Annotated in this window: 15 protein-coding genes; 1 reads left to right on the top strand and 14 read right to left on the bottom strand. The window is 51.9% G+C overall.

Annotation, left to right across the window (positions count from 1 at the left end; genetic code table 11):
* Positions 1 to 8: 8 nt before the first annotated feature.
* From AB4Z29_RS27680 to AB4Z29_RS27615, 14 genes are all read right to left on the bottom strand, one after another.
* The gene (locus AB4Z29_RS27680) at positions 9 to 4,955 is read right to left on the bottom strand and encodes a DUF4132 domain-containing protein (protein ID WP_441946205.1); all 4,947 of its coding nucleotides are present in this window, start codon (positions 4,953 to 4,955) and stop codon (positions 9 to 11) included.
* A gap of 24 nt (positions 4,956 to 4,979) precedes the next feature.
* Positions 4,980 to 5,402: a hypothetical protein gene (locus AB4Z29_RS27675; RefSeq protein ID WP_441946204.1), complete on the bottom strand. Its 423-nt coding sequence runs from the start codon at positions 5,400 to 5,402 to the stop codon at positions 4,980 to 4,982.
* Positions 5,403 to 5,703: 301 nt separating this feature from the next.
* Positions 5,704 to 6,567: an STM4011 family radical SAM protein gene (locus AB4Z29_RS27670; protein ID WP_441946203.1), complete on the bottom strand. Its 864-nt coding sequence runs from the start codon at positions 6,565 to 6,567 to the stop codon at positions 5,704 to 5,706.
* On the bottom strand, positions 6,564 to 7,922 hold the full coding sequence (locus AB4Z29_RS27665) for an STM4012 family radical SAM protein (RefSeq protein WP_441946202.1): 1,359 nt from the start codon (positions 7,920 to 7,922) through the stop codon (positions 6,564 to 6,566). The genes AB4Z29_RS27670 and AB4Z29_RS27665 overlap by 4 nt, the downstream gene beginning before the upstream one ends.
* Positions 7,923 to 7,934: 12 nt before the next feature.
* Entirely contained in the window at positions 7,935 to 8,720 is a 786-nt protein-coding gene (locus AB4Z29_RS27660) for an STM4013/SEN3800 family hydrolase (protein WP_441946201.1), read from the bottom strand.
* Positions 8,721 to 8,726: 6 nt separating this feature from the next.
* Positions 8,727 to 9,962: an STM4014 family protein gene (locus AB4Z29_RS27655; protein WP_441946200.1), complete on the bottom strand. Its 1,236-nt coding sequence runs from the start codon at positions 9,960 to 9,962 to the stop codon at positions 8,727 to 8,729.
* Positions 9,935 to 10,774: an STM4015 family protein gene (locus AB4Z29_RS27650; protein WP_441946241.1), complete on the bottom strand. Its 840-nt coding sequence runs from the start codon at positions 10,772 to 10,774 to the stop codon at positions 9,935 to 9,937. Before AB4Z29_RS27650 ends, AB4Z29_RS27655 begins: the two co-directional genes overlap by 28 nt.
* Positions 10,775 to 11,063: 289 nt before the next feature.
* Positions 11,064 to 13,094 (bottom strand): ABC transporter ATP-binding protein, encoded by a 2,031-nt coding sequence (locus AB4Z29_RS27645; protein ID WP_441946199.1) that lies wholly within the window; start codon positions 13,092 to 13,094, stop codon positions 11,064 to 11,066.
* Between the two features lie 16 nt (positions 13,095 to 13,110).
* Positions 13,111 to 14,004, bottom strand: a complete 894-nt coding sequence (locus AB4Z29_RS27640; protein WP_441946198.1) for an ABC transporter permease — start codon at positions 14,002 to 14,004, stop codon at positions 13,111 to 13,113.
* A 16-nt stretch (positions 14,005 to 14,020) separates the two neighbouring features.
* Positions 14,021 to 14,947, bottom strand: coding sequence for an ABC transporter permease (locus AB4Z29_RS27635; RefSeq protein ID WP_441946197.1), 927 nt, complete (start codon positions 14,945 to 14,947; stop codon positions 14,021 to 14,023).
* A 60-nt stretch (positions 14,948 to 15,007) separates the two neighbouring features.
* Positions 15,008 to 16,678: an ABC transporter substrate-binding protein gene (locus AB4Z29_RS27630; protein ID WP_441946196.1), complete on the bottom strand. Its 1,671-nt coding sequence runs from the start codon at positions 16,676 to 16,678 to the stop codon at positions 15,008 to 15,010.
* A 30-nt stretch (positions 16,679 to 16,708) separates the two neighbouring features.
* A complete protein-coding gene (locus tag AB4Z29_RS27625; protein ID WP_441946195.1) occupies positions 16,709 to 18,103 on the bottom strand; it encodes an LLM class flavin-dependent oxidoreductase in 1,395 nt (464 codons plus the stop codon).
* A gap of 447 nt (positions 18,104 to 18,550) precedes the next feature.
* Positions 18,551 to 20,329, bottom strand: a complete 1,779-nt coding sequence (locus AB4Z29_RS27620; RefSeq protein WP_441946194.1) for an ABC transporter ATP-binding protein — start codon at positions 20,327 to 20,329, stop codon at positions 18,551 to 18,553.
* Positions 20,313 to 21,128 carry a MerR family transcriptional regulator gene (locus tag AB4Z29_RS27615; RefSeq protein ID WP_441946193.1) on the bottom strand — a complete coding sequence of 272 codons (816 nt, stop codon included), beginning with the start codon at positions 21,126 to 21,128 and terminating at the stop codon, positions 20,313 to 20,315. The genes AB4Z29_RS27620 and AB4Z29_RS27615 overlap by 17 nt, the downstream gene beginning before the upstream one ends.
* A gap of 294 nt (positions 21,129 to 21,422) precedes the next feature.
* Between AB4Z29_RS27615 and AB4Z29_RS27610 the strand changes: the two genes are divergently transcribed.
* Entirely contained in the window at positions 21,423 to 21,722 is a 300-nt protein-coding gene (locus tag AB4Z29_RS27610; protein ID WP_441946192.1) for a hypothetical protein, read from the top strand.
* The last annotated feature ends 144 nt before the right edge of the window (positions 21,723 to 21,866 follow it).

Genomic DNA, 21,866 nt, shown 5'->3' with positions numbered 1-21,866 from the left:
CATGTCGATCAGGCTTGCAGCTGCGCCAATATTTGCGGATCCTTGAGCTTCTCATCCTGCGCCAGCAGAACGATTTTGGACAAAATCTCCGCCGTCTTCGGGTCTTCATCCATGAATGGCAGGAATACGCGGCCGCGATGCTGAGAATGAACAGGTATAATCGCAAGCGCTCCTTTGGCCAGCTTATGTACGACTCCGCTCCCCAGATGTATGCTGTATTCGCCCAGCTTGCCGTCGATCAAAACATGCTTGCCCTCGAAGCGGACATTGTCGATCTTAAGCAAGCGCAGCGACTCTCTTACAATGGCGAGGCGCATATCTATCGTGGTAAGGCTGGCTTCCGGATCGACACCGCCGACATGCGCCACGCTGACGACCAGATCAATATCACGCATGACCTCGGAGAATACAAGACTCGGAACCTCTGAAATATCCAGTCCTTTCAACGAATGTCGATGAAAAAATTGGACGGTTTCAAGCGTTGGGCTCTCGATATCCGAAGGAGAAAACCAATCGGCAAGCGCATAAATACTCGCAATGACATTTTCCTTGTAATAAACCTTCTGCAAGCCCTCTTCATAGCTGATCGTCCACTTGCGGCTTTTCAGCAGGCTTACCGTTTTGCGAGGCTGTACCTGATGGCCTGCATATCGACGGGACAGCGAGCCGCCTGCCAGCTCATCGGCATTCGGCAAATACAGCTCTCTGAATACTTGCTTAAACGGCTGCACGGCCTGTCGATCGAACAAATCCTTCTGGAATAAGCTCCACTCGCCGCTTGCGTATAGATCTAGCGGATGCGCGATGCTCAGCTGGTCCGTTTCTTCCAGCACATGCCAGGCCCCCAGAGCATCAATGAGCTTCCCTTCGCTGTAATATCCAAGCTTTCCATTAGCCTTAAAAACCAGGTCGCGAACTAATGGAGCAAGAACCGGATTGCGAAACAGCATGCCGAGCTCCTGAACCGTAAAGCCGCTACCGCTTGCCATCGAGCGTTCTAACTCCGTACGCGCGCGTCTATACTGGTCAGTCAACTCGGTTTTCGTTTCTTTAAGTGCCGCGATATAGGCGTGCTTCTTGTAAGAGGCTGGCACCGACTTCAACGCCTTGCCTTGCTTAATCACGTGAATCTCCGTTTTGCCGGACTCATCAATCGTCAGCTGCGCGGAGATCCCATCATCCAGCTCATGCGGTTCGAAATAAGGAAGAAGCTCATCCAGCTTCCTGCCCTCCATATCCCATGTCAAGCGTATGACATCGGCGTAGCCACCATTGCGCGCAAGATTGTCAAGCGCAATGCTCGACGCCTTCTCCTCGCTTGCCCTTCGCTGTGCTCCAAAAGCTTTGCTTTCCTTCAAAAAGCGTTGAATAAATGAATATCGCTCCAGCACTTCCCCAGCCTTCTCTTTCTCTCCGCCCCAAGGGAGCAGGCTGTAGCTGAGCAGCAAATCCTTATTCCGCTTCTCTATGATCGATGCCTGAAGCTCGCTTGCGTTCAGCTTGCCGAGAACCGCGTCCGCAAACAGCTGAGAGCGACGATGGTTCGCTCCCGCCGATATATATTTCGCACATTGGTACAGCAGGCGAAACCGTTCCTCGCCAAGCTCGTCATAGGCTTGCCTGAACCATTCGATGTCAAAGGCGCCATCGTTGAAATCCTGCGGCTCTATCGGCGAGTAATGGGCAACGACCGTCTCCTTCTCCGCGGAGAACGATTCATTGATATGCGCATGGAAATACCAAGCAGCGCTGCGCAGGCCGTCCCAGCCCAAATAATCGGAGATAAGGTCCACCCACTGCGGCGCATACATGGCGGCCTCGAGCAGCCTGATCTCCGAAATGTTCTTTTGGAGCAGCTGTTCCCGCAGCAGCGCAGCATCCTCGTTGGCTCCGGGGGAGCAAGCCTTGAGCAGGTGGCAAAAGGTTTCCTTCCGCGTAATGTCCTTGCCGTATCCGTAAATATAACCGCGGACGAAGGACTCTTTGTCCAGCCCTTCAAGAATCGCAATAAAGGTGCGAATACCTTCGATATGCATGATGCCCATCGCTAAGTGCGTCACCTCGGTTGCCAATTCCCCACGGCTAAGCTCCAGCTCCAAAATGCGCTGCACGACCGTATCTTTGATGGCAGCGAGCTGCGGATAGGTTTCGATCAGCTTGCGCTTCGGGTGTGTCAGCTGCCTAATATGCGTGGCGCTGTGCGGCCTCGACAGCAGCTCCTTATACAGCTCATTCTCATCGATCACGCCTAAGCTGAACGCGCGCGCGAAATCCTTCGTATCAAGCAGCTGCTGCTCGAACCCAAACCTCTCATACAAGGGATATATGGTTCGAATCCATTCGACGAACGATTCATCATCGCGGCTATTGGAACGAAGCATCCGATTCCAGAACCCCGTGAACAAATCAAGCAGCCGGCTCTCCTCTTTGGCACACTCAAACGGGAAACAGCTGATGATCAAGCTAAGGAAATGCCTTGACGTTTCGAACTGCTCTTTCCCGCGGCTGTCTTCGACGTATGCGTTGATGATCCGATAAACCTGCGAGCTATAGGGCAAGCTCTCGCCTAGCAGATGTACCTCGCGCATGAGATCAAGCGGATAGAGCTGGTCAAGCAGCTCTTTTCTCCAGCCCTCGGCAGGCTTATAATGCGCTGACTCCCAATGCTCCAGCTCACCGGCAGCATAGCTGTAAAGCTTATATTCGATGCGCAGGAATTGAAATTGAAGCAGCTCCCCGGGACCGAACCCGCTGCTATCCAAATAGTCCGACCACAAGCTTGCGAGCGGATAACGCTCCAGCTCCGGCGTAGCATCATCCGGCTCATATCTCCAATTCATCTTCGTCAGCTGCGCCCCTACCAGCAGCGTCTGCTTCGCGCCTGAATAGTCAGTCGCTTCATATTCATGCTCCCGATGCAGATGAATGAGATCCGCCAAACCTCTCACAAAGCCGCTGATCTGCTCGATGGTCAAAGTGAAATAACGTTTGCCATCTGCCAATGCGGAGAGCGGCAGTTGAGCTTTGCCCGCGAGCTCCTCCTGCACAAGCAACGGATCAAATAAGCCCAACCCGGCGCTGAGCGTATATGCCGTCTGCTGCTTCAGCTTGGCGATGAGCAGCCGCTCTTTTTCAGTAGGCTCCTCCATTAAATCGACTTCATCCTTCATCGCGCTTGAGAGCTCTGCCAATCTTGGCTCTTCCTTCATCTCTGTCAGCAGCTCCAGCGCTGCCAAGCGCTGCAGCTCATTCCGGCTTTGCAGCAGAAGCTCCAGCACGGCTGTCAACTGATTCGGGGCTTGCTTCAGAAGCAATCCGATTGCCGCCTGCCTGAGCGTTCCCGTTTTCAGCTTGAGCAGCGAGGCTACCGCTGCGAGCTCATCCTCGCTCAACGCAAGCTCCGAAGCCTTATGTATGGCGATTTCACGGTTGCTCATGCTTTTATCTGCAAGGGAAGCCAGCAGAAAAGCGCGCTGAGCCGAATCAGACGGATCGGATATAAAAAATCGAAGCAGCTCGCCTCTCATATCAGAGCTCAGCTTATCCTTGATGGCGATAATATCGGCAATCCATTCCCTATCCATATCGTAGGCGGCCAAATACAGCAGCTTGCGGACAACCATATCGGCTGTGAACGAGTAGCTGACCCACGGAAACACCTTTGATCGTTCTTCACTATCCGCTGCAGCCACGCTGGCAAGCATTGCCTTAAACTGCTCGTACTGCCGCTCTCTCACCGTTTTGTCTTCAAGCAGTACGGATCTCCTAAATACAAGGCGCCTGTATGCACCCTGCGAGTCGCTTTCCCACTCAAATGAATAGTCGAAAGTGTAATTCTGCAGCACCCAATACTGCACTTCCTTATGCGGCTCACCGAGCCAGTCCTGCGCGATCAGAAAGCGGATATCTTCGTTCTGGGATTGTACGAGCATATATTGTGCCACAATTTGCCGAAAAGGCTCTTCTCTCGCCATAATCAGGCTGATCTGCTCGTATAGCTGTTTCTCCTCGAGCACGGCTGTCGCCCATAAACTCATGAACAGCATATTCACGTCATGGCTCGCCAAGCCTTCCCGCAATGCAGCGGGATCAGTCAGGCATTGCGCGGCATAATCTATATTTTGCCTAGCTACCCGTGCATTCGAGGCTTCGAGCGCTAGGCCCGTCCATACGTCCAACGCCCGAATAACGGAGCTATAGCGGATCAGATCATGCTCCGTTATAACCTTCATCATGTCGGTCATCGCTTCGATCGTTCCCTCGTCCATCGCTTCTACAATGCTTTGCCGCAGGCCCTCCTGCAGCCTCGCTGCAACTAGAAGCTCGCCAATCATGCGATAAGCATCTCGGTTATGGCTGAGGAAGATTCCCGATATCATCGCTCGGGACAATAACGCGGTATTGTTATCGCCATATATGACATCCTTTAAAGCTTCCATGACCGCATCATCTCCAGCGTCAATGGCATATGCGACCATATCTGCTATCGCCATTGCCGGGAATTGGTACTCATTCTCTGAGAGGTAACCCGGAATCGCCAAATAATCCGTAACCGAAAAATGCCTAGCCTGCAAATAAAACAAGGAAATAAGCTTGGTCAGCAGCCGATCCACATGGAGCCGCTGTTCCTTGGTACGAAACGGCCTGCGCGCATAGCCGGTGCTGTACGGATATTCGATGGCGTGTTCCGATATATAGCGAAATACACGGCCGTACGGAGCATCCAGCAACTTTTCCATAATAACCGCAAGCGGCTCGAACAACGGCTGTTCTTCTCCTGACGCCAGTATAAGCAGCTGTTCTTTAATCTCAGCGCTAATCTCATAATCGTTGTATCCCCGTTCGCCTAACCGGACAAGCAGCAGCGCGAGCCGCTGGTGTGCATCGGAGAGCGGTATTACTGCTGCCTTGTCATTCATTTGTTGAAAATAGAGCTTTTGCTCTGCACGATCCATCCAATCTGCCTCCTCGTTGTTTTTCTAACGCAATCCCCCCGAAAGCATCGTAAAGCGAATGAATGCCAGCTCGTCCCCGCCTTGGAGAGCAATCGGCATATCCAGCTGATCTGCTTCATTCCCATTAATAAACACGCGATACAAACCGTCCTCGAAAGCGAGTAGCGCGGTAGAAACGGCCTCTTCCTCGCCTTTTTCCTTCTCGTTGTATAAGGCCCCGAAACTAACCTTCCCCCCGTTGCCTTGCCGCGTAATATCAGTCTGGGTCAAGTAGGAAACGAGCGGCACTTGCGTCTCCCGCTTGTTAAACGATTGGACACCCGAGATAACGACAGCTTCAATTAATGCTCTCAAGGTTGGCGGCGATTCCGCAAGCGGCCACGCCAGACGGTCGAGATGATTTTTTTTCCTCCCTAAGCTTTTAACCGTTATGAACACATTTAACACAGCTGCACCTCCAGCTAGTGAAATAATCGACTATGCTTATCGTACCATAATAAGGAATTTCGTTCCCATGCATGGACAATGACAGAATTCCAACCGATAGAAAGAATCAAGAAGAAACGGCATCGCCGTCCTCTGCAAGAGGAGAGTGTCCATTTCTTGTAGAAATAGAAGAATACTTGATCGCGTGAAACATATACAGTCTTATATTTTAAAAAAGCTGCTGCGAGGCGCTTTTCATCACCGTTCACAGCAGCTGTTTCTTCATTGGAAAAAATGGCCGATCGTATTTGACTGTTCCCATTCAGCGGGCATAGCCAGCCGGGATCCGTTCAAGCAAGCTTGATCCGTACACATCGTTCATGGCCAGCTCAGGCATATGAATATAACCGATATAGCATCCACATTTTTTCATCCCGCAGGGACGTTCTGAAGAAAGACCCTCCAAACCGTCACGGTAGAGATGTCCGATTACCTTCCGGTCGCTGTAGCAGCGCTTCACAATACCGGGACCTTGAACATAAAACACGTTTTCACCAGCGCCGCAGCGCGCCCCTAAGCTGTCGTAATCGGGTACGTTTAGCTGGAAATAGGGATCAATGCTCGTTAGATAAGCGATCTCGTCTAGCGTATAATACGCTTTTCGGTCTTTGAATGCATTCACCCAAAGGTATACGTCTGGCGGCAGCTCGCCTCGCAGGCGCGCGATTGCATCAAAGGCGCTGCGGATGCCGACCGAGCCCACGCTGAATGCAAGGCCATTCCGGTAAAGCTTCATGCACTGGCTCAGAAACTGTGCTTCGCTCGTCTGCCCAGGATGGTAGGTTACCCAGAAGGCGACCTTGCTCTTCTCAAGCTGCTCCGTCCAATCCAGCTTCGCTGATAAATTCGTTTGTACGGCGACCTTCTCCACATGCTCCAAATGCGACAGCTCCATCATCGCTTCGCGGTACCAACGATGAACGAGCGCCTCGCCGTAAGGATTGAAAAAGATCGACAGCCGATGTCCGGCTGCTCCCTGCACGCGAACCCAGTCCATGAAGGCGAGCAGCTGCTCCCTATCCTTCTCCAGCGTCTCCTTGCTGTCCTTCGTCTTGCTAAAAGGGCAGTAGGGACAATCATAGTTGCACGATGAGAGCGCTCCTCGGTAATAAAGCACCGCCTTCATCGGACGACATATCCGTTCATCAGCTCTCTTACATCGCCGGAGATGAGCTCATCTCCGATTGCGTCCGAATACGCCATCCCTCTCGTCGTCAGCCGCAGGATGCCTTCATCCACCTCAGCGAGTTCAAGCGAGAGCAGCTCCTGCAGATCGGAATGCTCGTTCATCGCGTCACTTCCGAAGCGATCTTCGTAGGAAGCGAGTGCCAAGCCCTCTCGGTGCAGCAAAGCCTTCAGGATGAACCTCCGCTTCTGCTCAGCAACGCTTAGCCTAAATCCGTAATCGGCCGTATCGTGACGCTCAGCGGCAACGTAATCCGCAATGATGCTTCTAGTTGCCGCTGCGCTCACGCCGTAACGCGAAGCGTAATGCATGTCGCGCGTGTACGAGCGCGCCCCGCAGCCGAGTCCGGCCATGCCTTCCTCCTGGCAGCTGAAGGGCAGTATGCTTTTGTGGGTGAAATCCGTTTCCTTCGCGAATCGCCGCATCGAATACTGTATATAGCCTGCAGCCTCGAGTCTTTGCCTAGCGATATGATACAGCTCCAAGCGAATATCCGAGCCAGCGCTGCGGATTTGATCCGGCTTCAGAATCGTATTCTCCCGCGTATACAACGGATAAATGAATATCTCGCCAGGACCGTAGCCGATTGCCTTCTCGAGCGAGTATAGCCAGGTATCTGGCGTTTGTCCGGGTAAACCGTATATCAAATCAATATTAATGAGCGGAAATTGGTAATCCATCAGCTTCTCCAGCGCTTCCTCCGCAAGCCGCGGCTTCTGCGGACGGTAGATGGCAGCCGCTTCATCCTCGACGAAGCTTTGAATGCCCATGCTGACACGGTCAACGAGCCGATCCTTCAGCACGCGCATGCGATCCTCGGTTACCGTTTCCGGGGATGTTTCGACCGAGATGGAAGCTTGAAGCGAATTAAGGCCCATCGCATGCTCAGCAATGTCAAAAAGGCGATTCAGCTGCTCAGCCTCGAGAAGCGTTGGCGTCCCCCCGCCGATAGCGAACCTGGAGAATGTCCGTCCTTGGAACCACGGCGCCCAATCCTCAGCCTGCCGCTGAAGCGCATCCACATACTGCTCATGCACGCTAGCTCTGCGGTCCGGCAGCGTGAATAAGTTACAGAAGCCGCAGCGTGCCCCGCAAAAAGGGATATGCATGTACAAAAAATAATAATCCGTTTGATCCCGCTCCCACAGCTCCTTCAGCGGCTCCGCTGGCGATAAATCGCGGTAAGCCGTTTTATGCGGATAAGAATACAGATAGGAGCGGTATGGAGCCGCTGTCCAGCGCTGCTCGAGCTCCCGCCGTTCGGGAGTAGCTGGTAGCGATGATGGTTGCAGCATGCTGTTCCCTCCTTAATTCAATATAAATTCGCGATAAGGGACGTTCCACACGACTTCATGAGCAAGGCGATGTCCCTCGTATCCATCCTCCCCATAAGCGGTTCCGTGATCCGAGAACGCCAAGACTAACGTTTTACCCCTTTTCCGCATCGCATCAAACAATACGCCAAGCTGGCTATCCACATAGCGCAGCGCTGCCCGCTGCGTATCGACGGAATCTTGTTTGGCCCCTGGGACAAAATAGTGGTTCGGTCCGTGCATGGCTGAAATATTCAGGAACAGAAACAGCCTCTGGGCAGGATCTGCCTTCTCCAGCAGCTTCAAGGCATGATTAACCTGATGCTCGGCCGAGCGCGGATTCGTCACGCCAAAGGTCATCCGCCAATAGCTTTCCTGAAAATAACACGGCAGCACCTTAGCCAGCTTGTTCTTTTTCGTAAAAAAAATGACGCCTCCGATGCAGACCGTGCGGTAACCCGCCTCCTGCAAGCCGGATACAAGATCCGGGGCGTCAAACAACCATGTATGGGGATGCGTTCTCAGCCCCGTATTTTTCGTATGAAACAGCCTGACATGAGAGGTTTTATCGGTCGTCGCAGGTGTCGGCAGAAACCCTCCGAAAAAAGCATGATGAGCCGCATAGGTGAAGCTGCCCGGCGAATGCCGTTTCTCCCACCCGCCGTCTCCGCAAAGATTGGGGCAATTGGCCTCCTCCAGCTTGGCCGCGTCATACCGAAGCGTATCGAGCGTAATCATCAAAATATCGTGGGTACCCACGATATGGTTCATATTCAGCATAGCTGCTTATTCCTTTCTGAGAAGCTGGCGCATTTGCCACTCGTAGGTGTTCATCCCCTCGTACTCGGCGCCATACAGCAAATCGCCGAATGGATTAATATCAATGGGATAGGTCGCGCCGCTGCCTCGCTGGACAAGCACGTCCACCCCTGCCGCCGAGCTGCCCGGGAATGCGCGGAGCGCTTTCTCAGCTGTCTGCTGCACCGCTTGTCTAACGTCATCAGGCAGAAGGCGCTTCATGTCCATGCTGCGCTCGTTACGCAGATGCAGATTGGTAATCGGCGTATGGCTCAATCGAGCTACGGTGTGGCAAGCCTTGCCGTTCACGACGAGCTGGCGTACGTCAAAGGCTTTGCCCTCGAAGCTTTCCTTCTCGATCCAGCGCTCGATATGCGCGCCTTCACCGCAAACCCAATCGATAATACGGCGAATGTCCTTCGCATCGCTGTAGCGTCTTAGCCGGCCGGCGTTGTAAAAGCTGAAGCCGTTAGGAGCCGGCTCCGAGCCGATCGTCGTGATAGCCAGCTCCGCCCCCGTGCGCGGATTCGTCTGGTAAGCGATAACGCCCGCGGCTCCAGAGCCGCAGGCTAATTTGATGAACAGCCGCTTCATCCCGCTCGTGCTTATGGCAGCCCGAAGCTCTTCATAGCTATTGATGGAGCCCGCAGCGGCCGGGAGTGCCGGCAATTGTATGCCGTGACGCTCGAATAGCTGCCAGCAGGTTCTTTTGTCGAACATTTTGGCTATGCTTCCCGGTGAGTTAACCCAGTAAGCCCGGGCGCCTGAAGCTTTGACCTCCCGCTGCATCGCCGCAAGAAACCGGCAATACCCCCGGTACCACTGCGCTGGATGCCAGATTCGGCCATGCTCAGACGGCAGCAGGAGCGCTTCCGACGATACGATTGAAATGCTGTGCGGCAGAGAGCCGCCTGACCAAAACATGTCATCGCCATTACGATCCGGAGCACCCCATGCAATGAGCTGCCGCTCGACAGCCGGATTCTCGCCGGGAGCATCGAGCCGAATGATGATATCGCCCCTGCCGGCAAGCTTTCTCAGGACATCTCCTATGTATGCATCACCGCTAAGCAATTGCTCATATGGCAGGACGGCAGCAGGCGCAAGTCCAAGCTTCGCTCTGGCCGCCTGCAGCCCTGCCGTCCGTTTATTGGAAGGATTAGCAATAAGCAAATAAGGCTGCTCGCAGCTCTCCATTATTCGGTAAGGAATGGATAGCGCCAATCGTCCTCATCCGACTCCTGCTGATCCTTCACATCAACAGACATGCCCGATTGCTGCCAGCGAAGCACGAGCTCGTCAGACATGTAATGGTAGCTTAGATCAAGTTGCTTCAGCTGCTTGATGCGCGCACTCGCAAGCAGAGCCTCGCCGCCTTCATCTGTCAGCGTGCCGTAAGACAAATCCAGCGTATTTAACTGGTCGAGTATAGGCGCGTCAGCAGCCGCAATGGCGATTTCATCCTGGATCTCGCTGTCCTTCAGTCCCAAATACGTAAGCTTAGGGAACAAATCGCCTTTTAGAAGCGGTAAAACATCCTCAATTCCTCCATCGAAGCCGTAGTCCTCTACGCCTAAGTAAAGCTCTAGCTTGCGCAGCTCCGGCAGCCTTGCATTCGTAATCTCTTGAAGCACGGATTTTGGAAGCCCGCCGCATATAATAACAAGCTCTTCTAGGCTCTCGTGAACGAGCGGCTGCAAGCTTAGCTCCTGGCTGCCCTTAATCGACAGCGACTTTAAATTCGGGAAAGCTGCAAGCAGCGGCGAGAGATTCGTCTGGTTGATCCAAGATACCTCGCACTCTTCAAAGCCCATATCGCCAATAAATAGTTTCGTTAGTTGAGGGAATGAATCCTTATGGCTGATCAATGTTTCAATAAAGCTGTCCGGAGAATTTTCATACGCCTGACCCCAGTCGCCGATCGTTAGTATGGACAGCTTCTCGCCATCCGGGCTCGCTGCCAGTTTTTCAATCAAACTAGACATTCTTACCCCTTCTTCATACTCGTCATACCCTACTGATAAGCGAATTTCAATCAAGTGAATCCCTCCATTTGTTTCCATATGAAGGTAGCGTAACATGCTGTTTTTGATTGCGTCAATGGTCCCATAGTCACATCTGCCACCTAGCGTAGGCAAGCGTAAACGGCTGTAGCCGTCCTCTGGCGGCTAAGCTTACGTTTCGCGGAGAAATATAGAGAAAGTTGGCGATATAATATGCTTTCCTATAATTCAAGCGTAAACGGCTGTCGCCGTCCTCTGGCGGCTAAGCTTACATTTCGCGGAGATATAAAAGCCGAGCGCCCCATATCGGAGCACTCGGCCTTTAAGCTGGGTAATGACAAGCAACCCAGTGTTCGTATTCGATTTCCTTAAGCTCTGGCGGCTCGCTCCTGCACAGGGCCGTCGCCGCAGGGCAGCGCGTATGAAAGCGGCAGCCTGCTGGAGGTCTCGCAGGCGAGGGAATCTCCCCGCTAATCGTTTGCAGCTCACGTTTCCGACTCGGATCAGGCCACGGTATGGATGCAATAAGTGCTTTCGTGTAATGATGCGCCGGATGGGTAAACAGCTCCTCGCTGCCTGCAATCTCAACAAGCTGCCCCAAATACATCACGCCGATTCGGTTCGAAATATGCCTGACAACATGCAGCCCATGGGCGATAAATAGATACGTGAGTCCAAGATTTTGCTGCAAATCCTGCATTAAATTCACGATTTGCGCCTGAACGGAAACGTCCAGCGCGGATACGGCCTCATCGGCAAGCACGAATGACGGGTTCAAGGCAATCGCTCTTGCAATGCCGATTCGCTGCCGCTGCCCGCCAGAAAACTCATGCGGGTACCGCTCATGCCAAGACGGATTCAATCCAACTACCGCCAACAGCTCCTCGATCCGTGTCTTCTTCTCCGCCGCGCTTAGCGAGGTATGAATAGCAAGCGGCTCCGCAATGATATCGCCCACTCGCCATCGTGGATTCATGGAGCCGAAAGGATCTTGGAAAATCATCTGCATATCCTTGCGTGCTTCATGCAGCTCCGATGGCCGAAGGTCCGTCAGGCTTTGTCCGGCAAAGCGGACTTTGCCTGAAGTCGCCTTCTCCAGCTGCATAATGACGCGTCCGAGCGTAGACTTGCCGCTTCCCGATTCTCCGACGAGACCGAAGGTTTCGCCTTTTCGAATTTGAAAGGATACATCATCTACCGCGCGAATGACGGAGTTGTGGCGAGACAGCAAGCTTTTGCCGAGCGGGTAGTATTTGCGCAGGCCTTCGATTTCGAATAAATGGGAAATGGTGCCTCCTTCCAGGCGGTCACTTCCTTGCGCTTCCTTTTCCTTTACCACGATTGCGTGTGCTTGGGACGATTTGGGCTGTTCCCAGCTTTCTGCAATCCGTTCTGCGTACCAGCAAGCTGCCTCGCGACTATTCACGGTTAAGAGCGGCGGACTTTCCTTCGCGCATTTTTCCGTAGCATGAGCGCAGCGCGGGTGGAAGCGGCAGCCGGCAGGAAGGTCGAACAAATTCGGAATACTGCCATCGATAGAGTACAGCCTGCTGCCTCGCTCGCTATCAAGCGTTGTTACCGAACGGAGCAGCCCCTGCGTATAGGGATGATGGGGGAGCTCGAACAGCTGCTCAGCCGTTGCTTGCTCAACCACCTGACCCGCATACATGACGATAATGCGATCTGCCATTTCCGCCGCTATGCCCATGTCATGCGTAATAAGCAGAATCGACATGTTGAACTCTGACTTCAGCTCCTGCAGCAGCTGCAAGATCTGTGCTTGAATCGTCATATCCAAGGCGGTTGTCGGCTCATCCGCAATGAGAAGCTCGGGTCCGCAGGCGAGAGCCATTGCAATCATGGCCCGCTGCAGCATACCGCCAGACAGCTCGCCAGGATATTGCTTCATTCGAAGCTCCGGCTCGGGTATTCCGACGCGCGCAAGGAGATGGATTGCCCGCTCTCGCGCCTTTTCCCGATTGCCTAGTTTGTGGCCGAGCATGACTTCAATGATTTGGCTTCCGATTGTAAATACAGGATCGAAGGCCGACATCGGCTCTTGGAAGATCATCGCTATTTTTTTGCCGCGCAGCGTGCGCATGTTATTTTGGGAAGAGCGTACCAGATCAATGCCATCCAGCTTCATCTCGCCGCCGGCAATAACGCCATTCTCGTAATCGATCAGCCGCATGACCGATTTGGACGTAATCGTCTTGCCGCTGCCGGATTCTCCGACCAGGCATACCGTCTCGCCCGGCTTCATGCTGAGGGATACGTCTGAGATTGCGGTCAGCCAGCCTTTCGGCGTTGCGAACTTGACTGTGAGCCGCTCGATTTCAAGCAATGATTCCAACGTATTTGCCACCTCCTTAAACCCTGCTTTTCTTCGGATCGATATGGTCCCTCAGCTTGTCGCCCATCAGGTTAACGGACAATACGAGCAGCGTAATCGCTAGGCCGGGGAAGGTGGACATCCACCATGCGACGGTCAAATAACCTCTGCCTTGCGACAGGAGCGTTCCCCAATCCGGAATTTCTTTGATGACGCCTAGTCCCAGAAAGCTAAGTCCGGAGCCAACCAGTATGGATGTGCCTAGGCCAATGGTTGCCATAACGAGCAGCGGCGACCAAGCGTTCGGAAGCACATGCCGGAAAAAGATTCGCAGGCTGCCTGCGCCGACCGACCTTGCTGCCGTTATGAACGGCCGACCTTTTACGCTAATAATCTGTCCGCGAAATACTCGGGCATAGCCGGGTACCGAGGACAATGCGACCGCTAGCACCACATTAAATAAGCTGGGTCCCATCGCCGCTGCAATGGCAAGGGCAAACAAGATGCCCGGGATCGTCATCAGCACCTCGATAAAACCCATAATAATCGTATCGAAAATACCGCCGAGAAACCCGGACAGCGCGCCGATTGCGGCACCGAGCACGCCTCCGACCAGAACGGAGGCCAGACCGATCAAAAGTGAATCGCGGCTTCCGTACACGACAACGCTGAACACGTCGCGGCCATAATAATCGGTGCCGAATACATGCGTAAAGCTTGGCGGCAGCATAATGTCGGTCATGACCATCTCCGTTGGCGAATACGGGGCAATCTGCCCTGGGAACAATGCGCTTGCGACGATGAATAGGACAATTAATCCAGCCCCATATACGAGCAAATTAGATACATTTAGCTTGGCGTAGCCGGGTGCGAGGCGTTTTGTGGCCCTGAAACGAGGCCACGCCGGTTTGGCAAGCGCGGTTTCCTTCATACTGCACTCCCCTTTGCTATTGCGAACGCCTGACTCTCGGATCAATAATCCGATAAGAAAGATCCACAATTAAATTGATCATGACATACATAATCGCCGAGAAGAAAACAACGCCCTGCACGACTGGCAAATCCTTGGACATCAGCGCGTCCGATATGACTCTGCCGATGCCTTGCCGGGAAAATACCGTCTCGATTACAACCGTTCCGGCCAACAGCTCTCCGCTCAGCACCCCGATCATCGTCAATGCCGGAATCAATGCATTGCGAAGCGCATGACGATACATAATGAGCTTCTCCGATACGCCTTTTGCCCGCAGCGTAACGATAAACGGCTCGTTAATGACCTCCAGCATGCTGTTTCGCACGAGCCTGACCACAAATCCGGCCCCGACTACTCCGAGTCCGACAGCCGGAAGAACGAGCGTCTTCCAGCCCTCGGAGCCCATTGCGGGAAACCAATCCAGCGTAATGGAAAAAATAAGGATAAGCAGAATGCCCGACCAGAACGTCGGCATCGAAATACCGAACAAACCGACAACTCTTGCCGTAATATCGATCCAACGGTCTTTGTGTATCGCAGACAAGACGCCCAGCCAAATGCCGACTACAGCCGCTATGAAGCAGCTTGCTGCCGTCAAAGCGAGCGTTGCGGGCAAATGCTCGATGATTTTGGGCAGCACGGGCTCGTCATTTACTATGGATTGGCCGAAATCGCCATGAAGCACCTTCCAAGCATAAGAGGCAAACTGCTCGTAAAGCGGCCGATCCACGCCGAGCTGCGCCCGAAGGTTAGCAAGCACCTCCGGGGAGACAGTGCTCGGATCAACCATCGACATGACCGGGTCGCCCGGCAGCAAGTATACGATAACAAATACGAGTACGAGCGAGCCGAGTATGACGAGCAAGGAGGTAAACAAACGAATACTAACCGTCTTAAGCATCAAAGGCCTCCTGAACGTTATTTGCGGCTGGAGCAAAGCTGTTCATGTGCGTGCAGCAGCTTACTTCTGAATGAAAGTATCGTTGAACAGCGGGTACGCCAGCGAATCGAACTTGATGTCTTGGACCGACTTGGACGCCGCTATCGTGTAAGGGAATACATAGATCGGAATGATGACCGCCTGATCAATAATCGCTTTCTGTACGTTTGCATACAGCTCTTGGCGCTTGGCAGCATCCTTTTCAACCAACCCTTGATCTATCCAGCCGTCTACCTCCGCGTTTTTAAGAGCAGGCAAATTTTGTTTGCCCCCAACGCTCGCAGCCCCGGAATGGTAGAAGGAGCGGAGCGCTTCTGGATCGGAGTTCACTTGGCTATTCCCGTAAATGTCGTAATCCGCGTTCTCGTATACGACGGTACGGACGTCCTTCGTGATTTCAACCTCAACCGCGACGCCGATTTGCTTTAATTGCTGCTGGATAATGGCTGCAATATCGTTACGTTTCTCACGGTTCGGCGAACCGTCGACAAAGTGCAGGGTCAGCGGCTTGCCATCCTTCGTACGGATGCCATCAACGCCTTTTGCATAGCCGAGCTCATCCAGCAGCGCGTTTGCCTTTTCTAAATCTGGCTTCACGCCGCCTTCAAGCGACTTGTCATACCCAAAGGTGCCTGGAGTAAGCGGCGACCACGCCCGGTCGTATGTGCCCAGATATAATGTTTTGACAATAGCATCCACATCAATCGCTGCTTGCAGCGCCTGTCTTGCCTTCAATTCATTCCACGGCGCCTTATTCTGGTTAATAAATAACGTATACGGCAATCCCTGAGTATTCGATTTGTACAATTGAAGCTTCTCGTCCTTCTCCAAGGCGAGAATATTTTGCGGAGGAATCGTTTCGCCTGCTAGAACCTGGCCGCTCTGTACGCTGCCGATCCGAGTTGCCTCCTCCGGCGCGATTTTGAATACCAATTTGTCGAGATACGGCGCTTCTTGATTGGTGACTAAAGGAGGCGCCCATTTGTAATCAGGATTGCGCTCTACCGAAATCTGCGAATTTTCTTCCCAGCTAACGAATTTGAACGGCCCTGTGCCAACCGGATTTTTACCGAGCTGGTCGCCGTACTTCTGAGCTGCCGCAGGGGACACGATGCTGACGAGCGCTTGGCTTAGATTGCCGAGAAAAGCATTCGAAGGTGTTTCGAGATTAAGCTTGATTGTAAATTCGTCTATGACCTCAGAGGATTGATAAGGTCTAATCAAAGCAGCCGAATTGGCAGCTTTCGTCTCCGGATTAATAATACGGTCATAGTTGAATTTCACGGCCTCGGCATTGAACGGTGTTCCATCATGAAATTTGACGTCCTGCCGCAGCTTGAAGGAGTAGCTCTTGCCATCCTCCGAAACTTCCCATTCCGTAGCGAGCCAAGGCGCTATGGTGCCGTCTGGCAGCTGCGCGACTAAATTATCATGAATCGTCCGGATCGCGCGTACTRCCACCGCCAAGCCGCTGCGATGAGGATCAAGCGTATCCGGCGAGGTTGCTAGCGCGTAGGAAAGCTCTCCTCCCTTTATGGGTGCTGAAGTTGCAGCAGTCCCCGCGTTCGTTGATGGTGCAGAAGCATTTGTATTGCTTGCTGATTTATTCGTGCCTGCGCAGCCGCTCAGTACGAGTGCTGTTACAGCCATAAGTGCAACAATCGATTTCAAGCCCGCTTTTTTTCTTATCATTACGATTTCTCCCCATTCTCCCCTGTTAGGTTATACCGTTCCGCTTGTCTGCGCTGCCGCCGCTTCGGACGCCGCTTGCTCTTCTGATCCAGCCTGCTTGCTTAGCAGTTCCGTATATCGGTTAGCCGGTATGGGGAGTCCTAAATTGCCGCGCAGCGTATCCGACTCGTATTCCTCCCGGAACAAGCCGCGCTGCTGAAGAACCGGAATGACATGCTCGACGAACTCATCAAGGCCCGTCGGTACGCCCGCTCCTATAATAAAGCCATCGATCGCGCCTTTCTCGAACCATTCTTGAATCAAATCGGCTACCCGCTCCGGCGTTCCGATGAACGGCGTCCTTGGGGTTGCCGAGCGCAAAGCCACTTGACGCAAGGTCAGCTTCTGCTCCTGTGCTTCCCGCTTGATTTTGTCCGTCGTGCTTTGGAAGCTGTTTTTGCCCAGCTCCCCAAGATCGGGAAACGCCTCATCCAGCGGATATTGCTTGAAATCATGGTGCTCGAAAAACCTGCCCAGATTATCCAGCGCATTATCGATGCTGATAAGGTTTGCGACCTCCTCGTATTTGCGCTCCGCTTCCTCCTCCGTCTGCCCAACAATGACACCGATGCCTGGGAAAATAAGAATGTCGTCCGGTGAGCGTCCCTGCTCCGAAGCTCTGCGCTTCACGTCCTGATAGAAGGCCCTTGCCTCCTCCAGCGTTTCGTGATTCGTAAATACAGCATCGGCCGAGGCCCCCGCCAGATCTCTTCCGCTTTCCGAGGAGCCTGCTTGGAATACGACAGGCTGCCCCTGCCTTGAACGTCCAATGTTAAGCGGGCCTTTAACCGCGAAAAATTCACCTTCATGGTTCAACGTGTGCAGCTTATCCGCATCAAAAAACTGGCCTGTTTCCTTGTTGCGGACAAACGCGTCTTCCTCCCAAGAATCCCATAGGCCGCGAGCTACCTTCAAATATTCAGAAGCGATGCGGTAACGCTTGCTATGGTCAGGGTGTTCTTCAAGCGTAAGTCCATAGTTGAGCGCGGTACCTTCCAGCGGCGATGTCACGACGTTCCAGCCGGCGCGTCCGCCGCTAATATGATCAAGAGACGAGAACTGTCTGGATACCGTAAACGGCTGACTGTACGAGGTTGACAGCGTTCCTACTAAACCGATGTTTGAAGTAACGGCCGCTAGCGCTGACAGAATCGTAATCGGTTCAAAACGGTTCAAGAAATGGGGATTTGATTTCTCGTTAATGAACAGTCCGTCCGCTATAAACAGAAAATCAAACTTGCCTTCCTCCGCTTTTATCGCCTGCTGCTTATAAAATTGAAAATTTACGCTCGCATCCGCTACAGCATCTGGATGCCTCCAGCCTGCCAAGTTGCCGCCAGCCCCGTGAAGTACAGCGCCTAATCGTAATTTTTTACGCTCCGTCATCGTTTTTCCGCCTCTCATTTTGCAATTAAGTCGTCAAGCAAACGCGCTGCCTGCCCGCTCCGATTCATACATAATAATTCAAATAGGTTTTGTTGGTATTATGTTGAGAAGAGTCTAACACTCGCGCTCAAACCCAGTCAATCTGCAGCTTAATAGATATATTCTATAGCTGGATACAATAATTCAATGCGCACGTTTACAGGGATAAGCAGACATAGCAAAGCAAGGGAACCGGTGAAGACGTTCCCTTGTAAAGGTCCTTGCGTGAATAGGCTCAGTGCAGCGCTTTGCGGAGTACCCATTCAATGACGCGCCATGGGAGCAGCAATAAGGCCGGTTTGATAATTGCGCGCTTTTGCCAATAAAGACCACTTCAATATGCTAGTAGAGTCACATGCTTTGTACTTAGTCATATCGAGCATATCGCATTTGGACGAGCTATGTGATTCAATACATCACACCGGACTGCTGTCGCACAAGCTTTCCATACAATGAATGGCCATTAAGCAGCTCTTCATGTGTGCCTTGTCCAGAAATATCGCCTTCCTCCAGCACGATGATTTGATCTGCTCCGCGTATCGTGGAGAGGCGATGGGCGATAACGAGCGTCGTTCGTCCTTCCATTAATCGTTGCAGCGCTCCGTGGACAAGCTGCTCGGAATCGCTATCAAGATGAGCCGTTGCTTCATCAAGCAGCAGAATTTCCGGGTTCCGTATAATGGCTCTAGCTATAGCGAGACGCTGGCGTTGACCGCCGGACAGCTTAATGCCTCTTTCCCCCACTTCCGTCTCATAGCCTTCTGGCAGCGAGTTTACGAAATCGCTTAAATTCGCTAGTCGAACGGCTTCTTCTAACCTTTTTTCATCCGTCTCTTCCAAGCCGTACACCAGGTTGTGCCTAATGCTTCCTTGCATCATCGGACTGTCCTGCGACACATACGCCATTCTCTGACGCCAATCCTCCAGCTTCAAATGCGTGATCGGTGTCCCTTTGTACAGAATTGCACCCGCAGATGGGTCATGGAACCGTTCAAGCAAAGAAAATACGGTTGTTTTCCCCGTTCCGCTTGGCCCCACAATAGCAGTCACCTGCCCTTCCTTAATCTGAAAAGAAAGAGCACTCAGCAGCAGTCTGTCCTCCACATAGCCGAAGCTCACGTCCTCGAACGCAATCAGAGGGCTTTCTCCCGCATCGGGGCGGTTATCGCGGGGAGATTCCATCTTGCTGGAATCCGTCTCTTCCTTCTCATGCAGCAGCTCCGAAATACGTTCAGATGCGCCCAGCGCTTTTTGAAACTGCGTGAAAAACGAAGCCATTAGCGTAAACGGCATGACGATTTGAAACATATACAGCAAAATCGCGACAAGCTCTCCTCCCGTCAAACTGCCCTGCGATACCCGCACGCTGCCATAACCAATCAACAAAACTAGAATGAGCAGCATCACCGTCGTCATTAATGGCGTAACAATTGACATCATTCTCGCTTCCTGCAAACCAAACGCAAGCAAGCGCGATATTCTCAGACCACCTTGATGCCGCTCAGCTGGTTCTGCCAATGAAGCCTTCACTAAGCGAATATTAGAAAGTATGCGTCCCAAATCCCCTTGGAACTGTGCGGTCTCCTCCTGCATCGATTTGGACACCGCGAACATCCTTGTGCCCAAAGGCCAAAGAACGAGCAGTCCAAGCGGAACGGCTGCCAGCATCAGCAGCGTAAGCCGCCAATCAATAAACAAGAGTAGGGCTACGCCTCCGATAATTGAGATTAATCCGCCCAAGAATGAGATGACGTGACCGATTATAAAGTCTTTAATTACATTCGTATCGTTCGTAACACGGCTCATCGTTTCACCTGAACGATTGCGGTCGAAGAATGGCACCGGCAGCTTCAGCACCCTTTCCCACAGCTCCTTTCGAAGACCCGCAATAACATGCTGCCCGACAAATGACATCGTATATACGGACATTCCAGACAAAACCGTTTGGATAAAAAACACGAGGCCAAGCACGATGATCGTTGCGGTTCGAACGGTTGAAAGGGCTAGCTCATCAACTAGGTTTTTGGTCAACAAAGGAATAAGCAAGGATAATGAAGTCTCTCCAATCCCTAACACCACTGCAGCAGCTAAAAGCAAATTTCTGGGCTTATGTTTTGCAATCAGCTTGATAAATGAAGAAGCTCCATATACAGATTCCGTACGGCTCCCCTCACTCTTTTTTCTCATTTCGAACGCCCTCCTTCATCGTTTTCAGCACTTCCAAATGATCGAATACAAGCTTGAGGTAAGCTTCCTCCTCCGCGGTAAACACGCTTAAAAACAATGTCGGATCGGAAGCAGCAGACGGATCACTCAGCAGCTCGAGCTGCGCAATCTGTTCATCCTTCAGTGATTGCAATGCCGGAGAGAGGAAGGCCTCCAGGAACGCTACCAGCCTTTTACCGGTATCCAGCACATCATTATCCAAAGGCTGTTTTCCACTGTTACAATGCTCTTTCAATTCGAGAATGAAGGACGTTAATTTCCGTTCAATATCCAGCCGCTCGCCCGGAAGCATATGCTCCATATAAAGGGCATCGACAATTTCGCTGGGCAGCTGCGCAGAGAGCACCTTCTTCTGGTTCTCTTCGTACTGAATATGATGAATAAACGCCAGCAGCAGATTTTTTTCAATCTCACCCGCACCTTCAGTAATCTGCTGCATGCGGCCAATCGTATCAAGCACGCGCTCCAGATGCTGTTTCTTTTTTTGAAGCATATCCTTTTGCAGGGCAAGCGAGCTTAATAAATCCAACCCCGGCTCGCGCATATGTGCTGCTATTTCTTCTAGCGAATAATCCAAATATTTCATCGTTACGATGTTTTGCAAAACAACAAGATCCTTTTCCGTGTAAAAGCGATGTCCGTGCGTATTTCGAAAAGATGGCTTAAGCAGCCCTTTACGGTCATAATAACGAAGCGTTCGTTCGGTTACAGAGGTTAGCTTGGCAAACGCTCCAATCGTGTATAGACCATCATTTCCCATCTCATCATCTCCTTTGAACAAAGTATAACCCTTGACGCAGCGTCAAGGGCAAGCGGTAATTCGGAGAATTAAAAAAATGTTTCATGTTTAATATAAATGTTTACTAGTTTACTAGTGCCATCTAACATACGACAGAACATGCTAAATTCATACATATTAAATTGGACAATCTATACAATATTTAAAAATAAAATAATATTTTTTCTAAATAAAGGGTTGTAAACATGGGGATTTTATATATAATAAATTGTGAACAAAATGTTACAGCAACAGGAAATCAAAGGAGCGAAAGCAATGGATCAATTTCAAAAACCGCCAGTACAATCTGGGGTACAGGGCTACGGCTACGATCAGCAACAGCAGATGTCCCCCGTTATTACCGTAAAAGAATGGATGATTACGACCCTTATTCTTATTATCCCGATCGTTAACATCGTTATGATGTTTGTTTGGGCGTTCGGAGAAGGCAATCCCACGAAAAAAAATTATTTCAAAGCTTCCCTAATCTGGGCCGCTATCGTATTAGTCATTTATGCCATTATTGCTATTATCCTTATTGCAGCGGCAGCGTCAGGCGCCATGAGCAACTACTAACATAGATACAAGAGAGGGGCATTCAGCAGCGAGCCATTTCGTTGCTGGATGTCCTTTTTTATGTAATCCAATGGGAATAGCGACATGTCGCGAGCCCCATTGCTGACGTATACAAAGAAAATACAAGCACCTGTCCCTTCTTGC

Source organism: Paenibacillus sp. 2TAB23 (assembly GCF_052115165.1).
GTDB lineage: Bacteria > Bacillota > Bacilli > Paenibacillales > Paenibacillaceae > Pristimantibacillus.
Note: the sequence above shows the minus strand (reverse complement) of the source record. Positions and strands in the feature narration are given on the sequence as shown.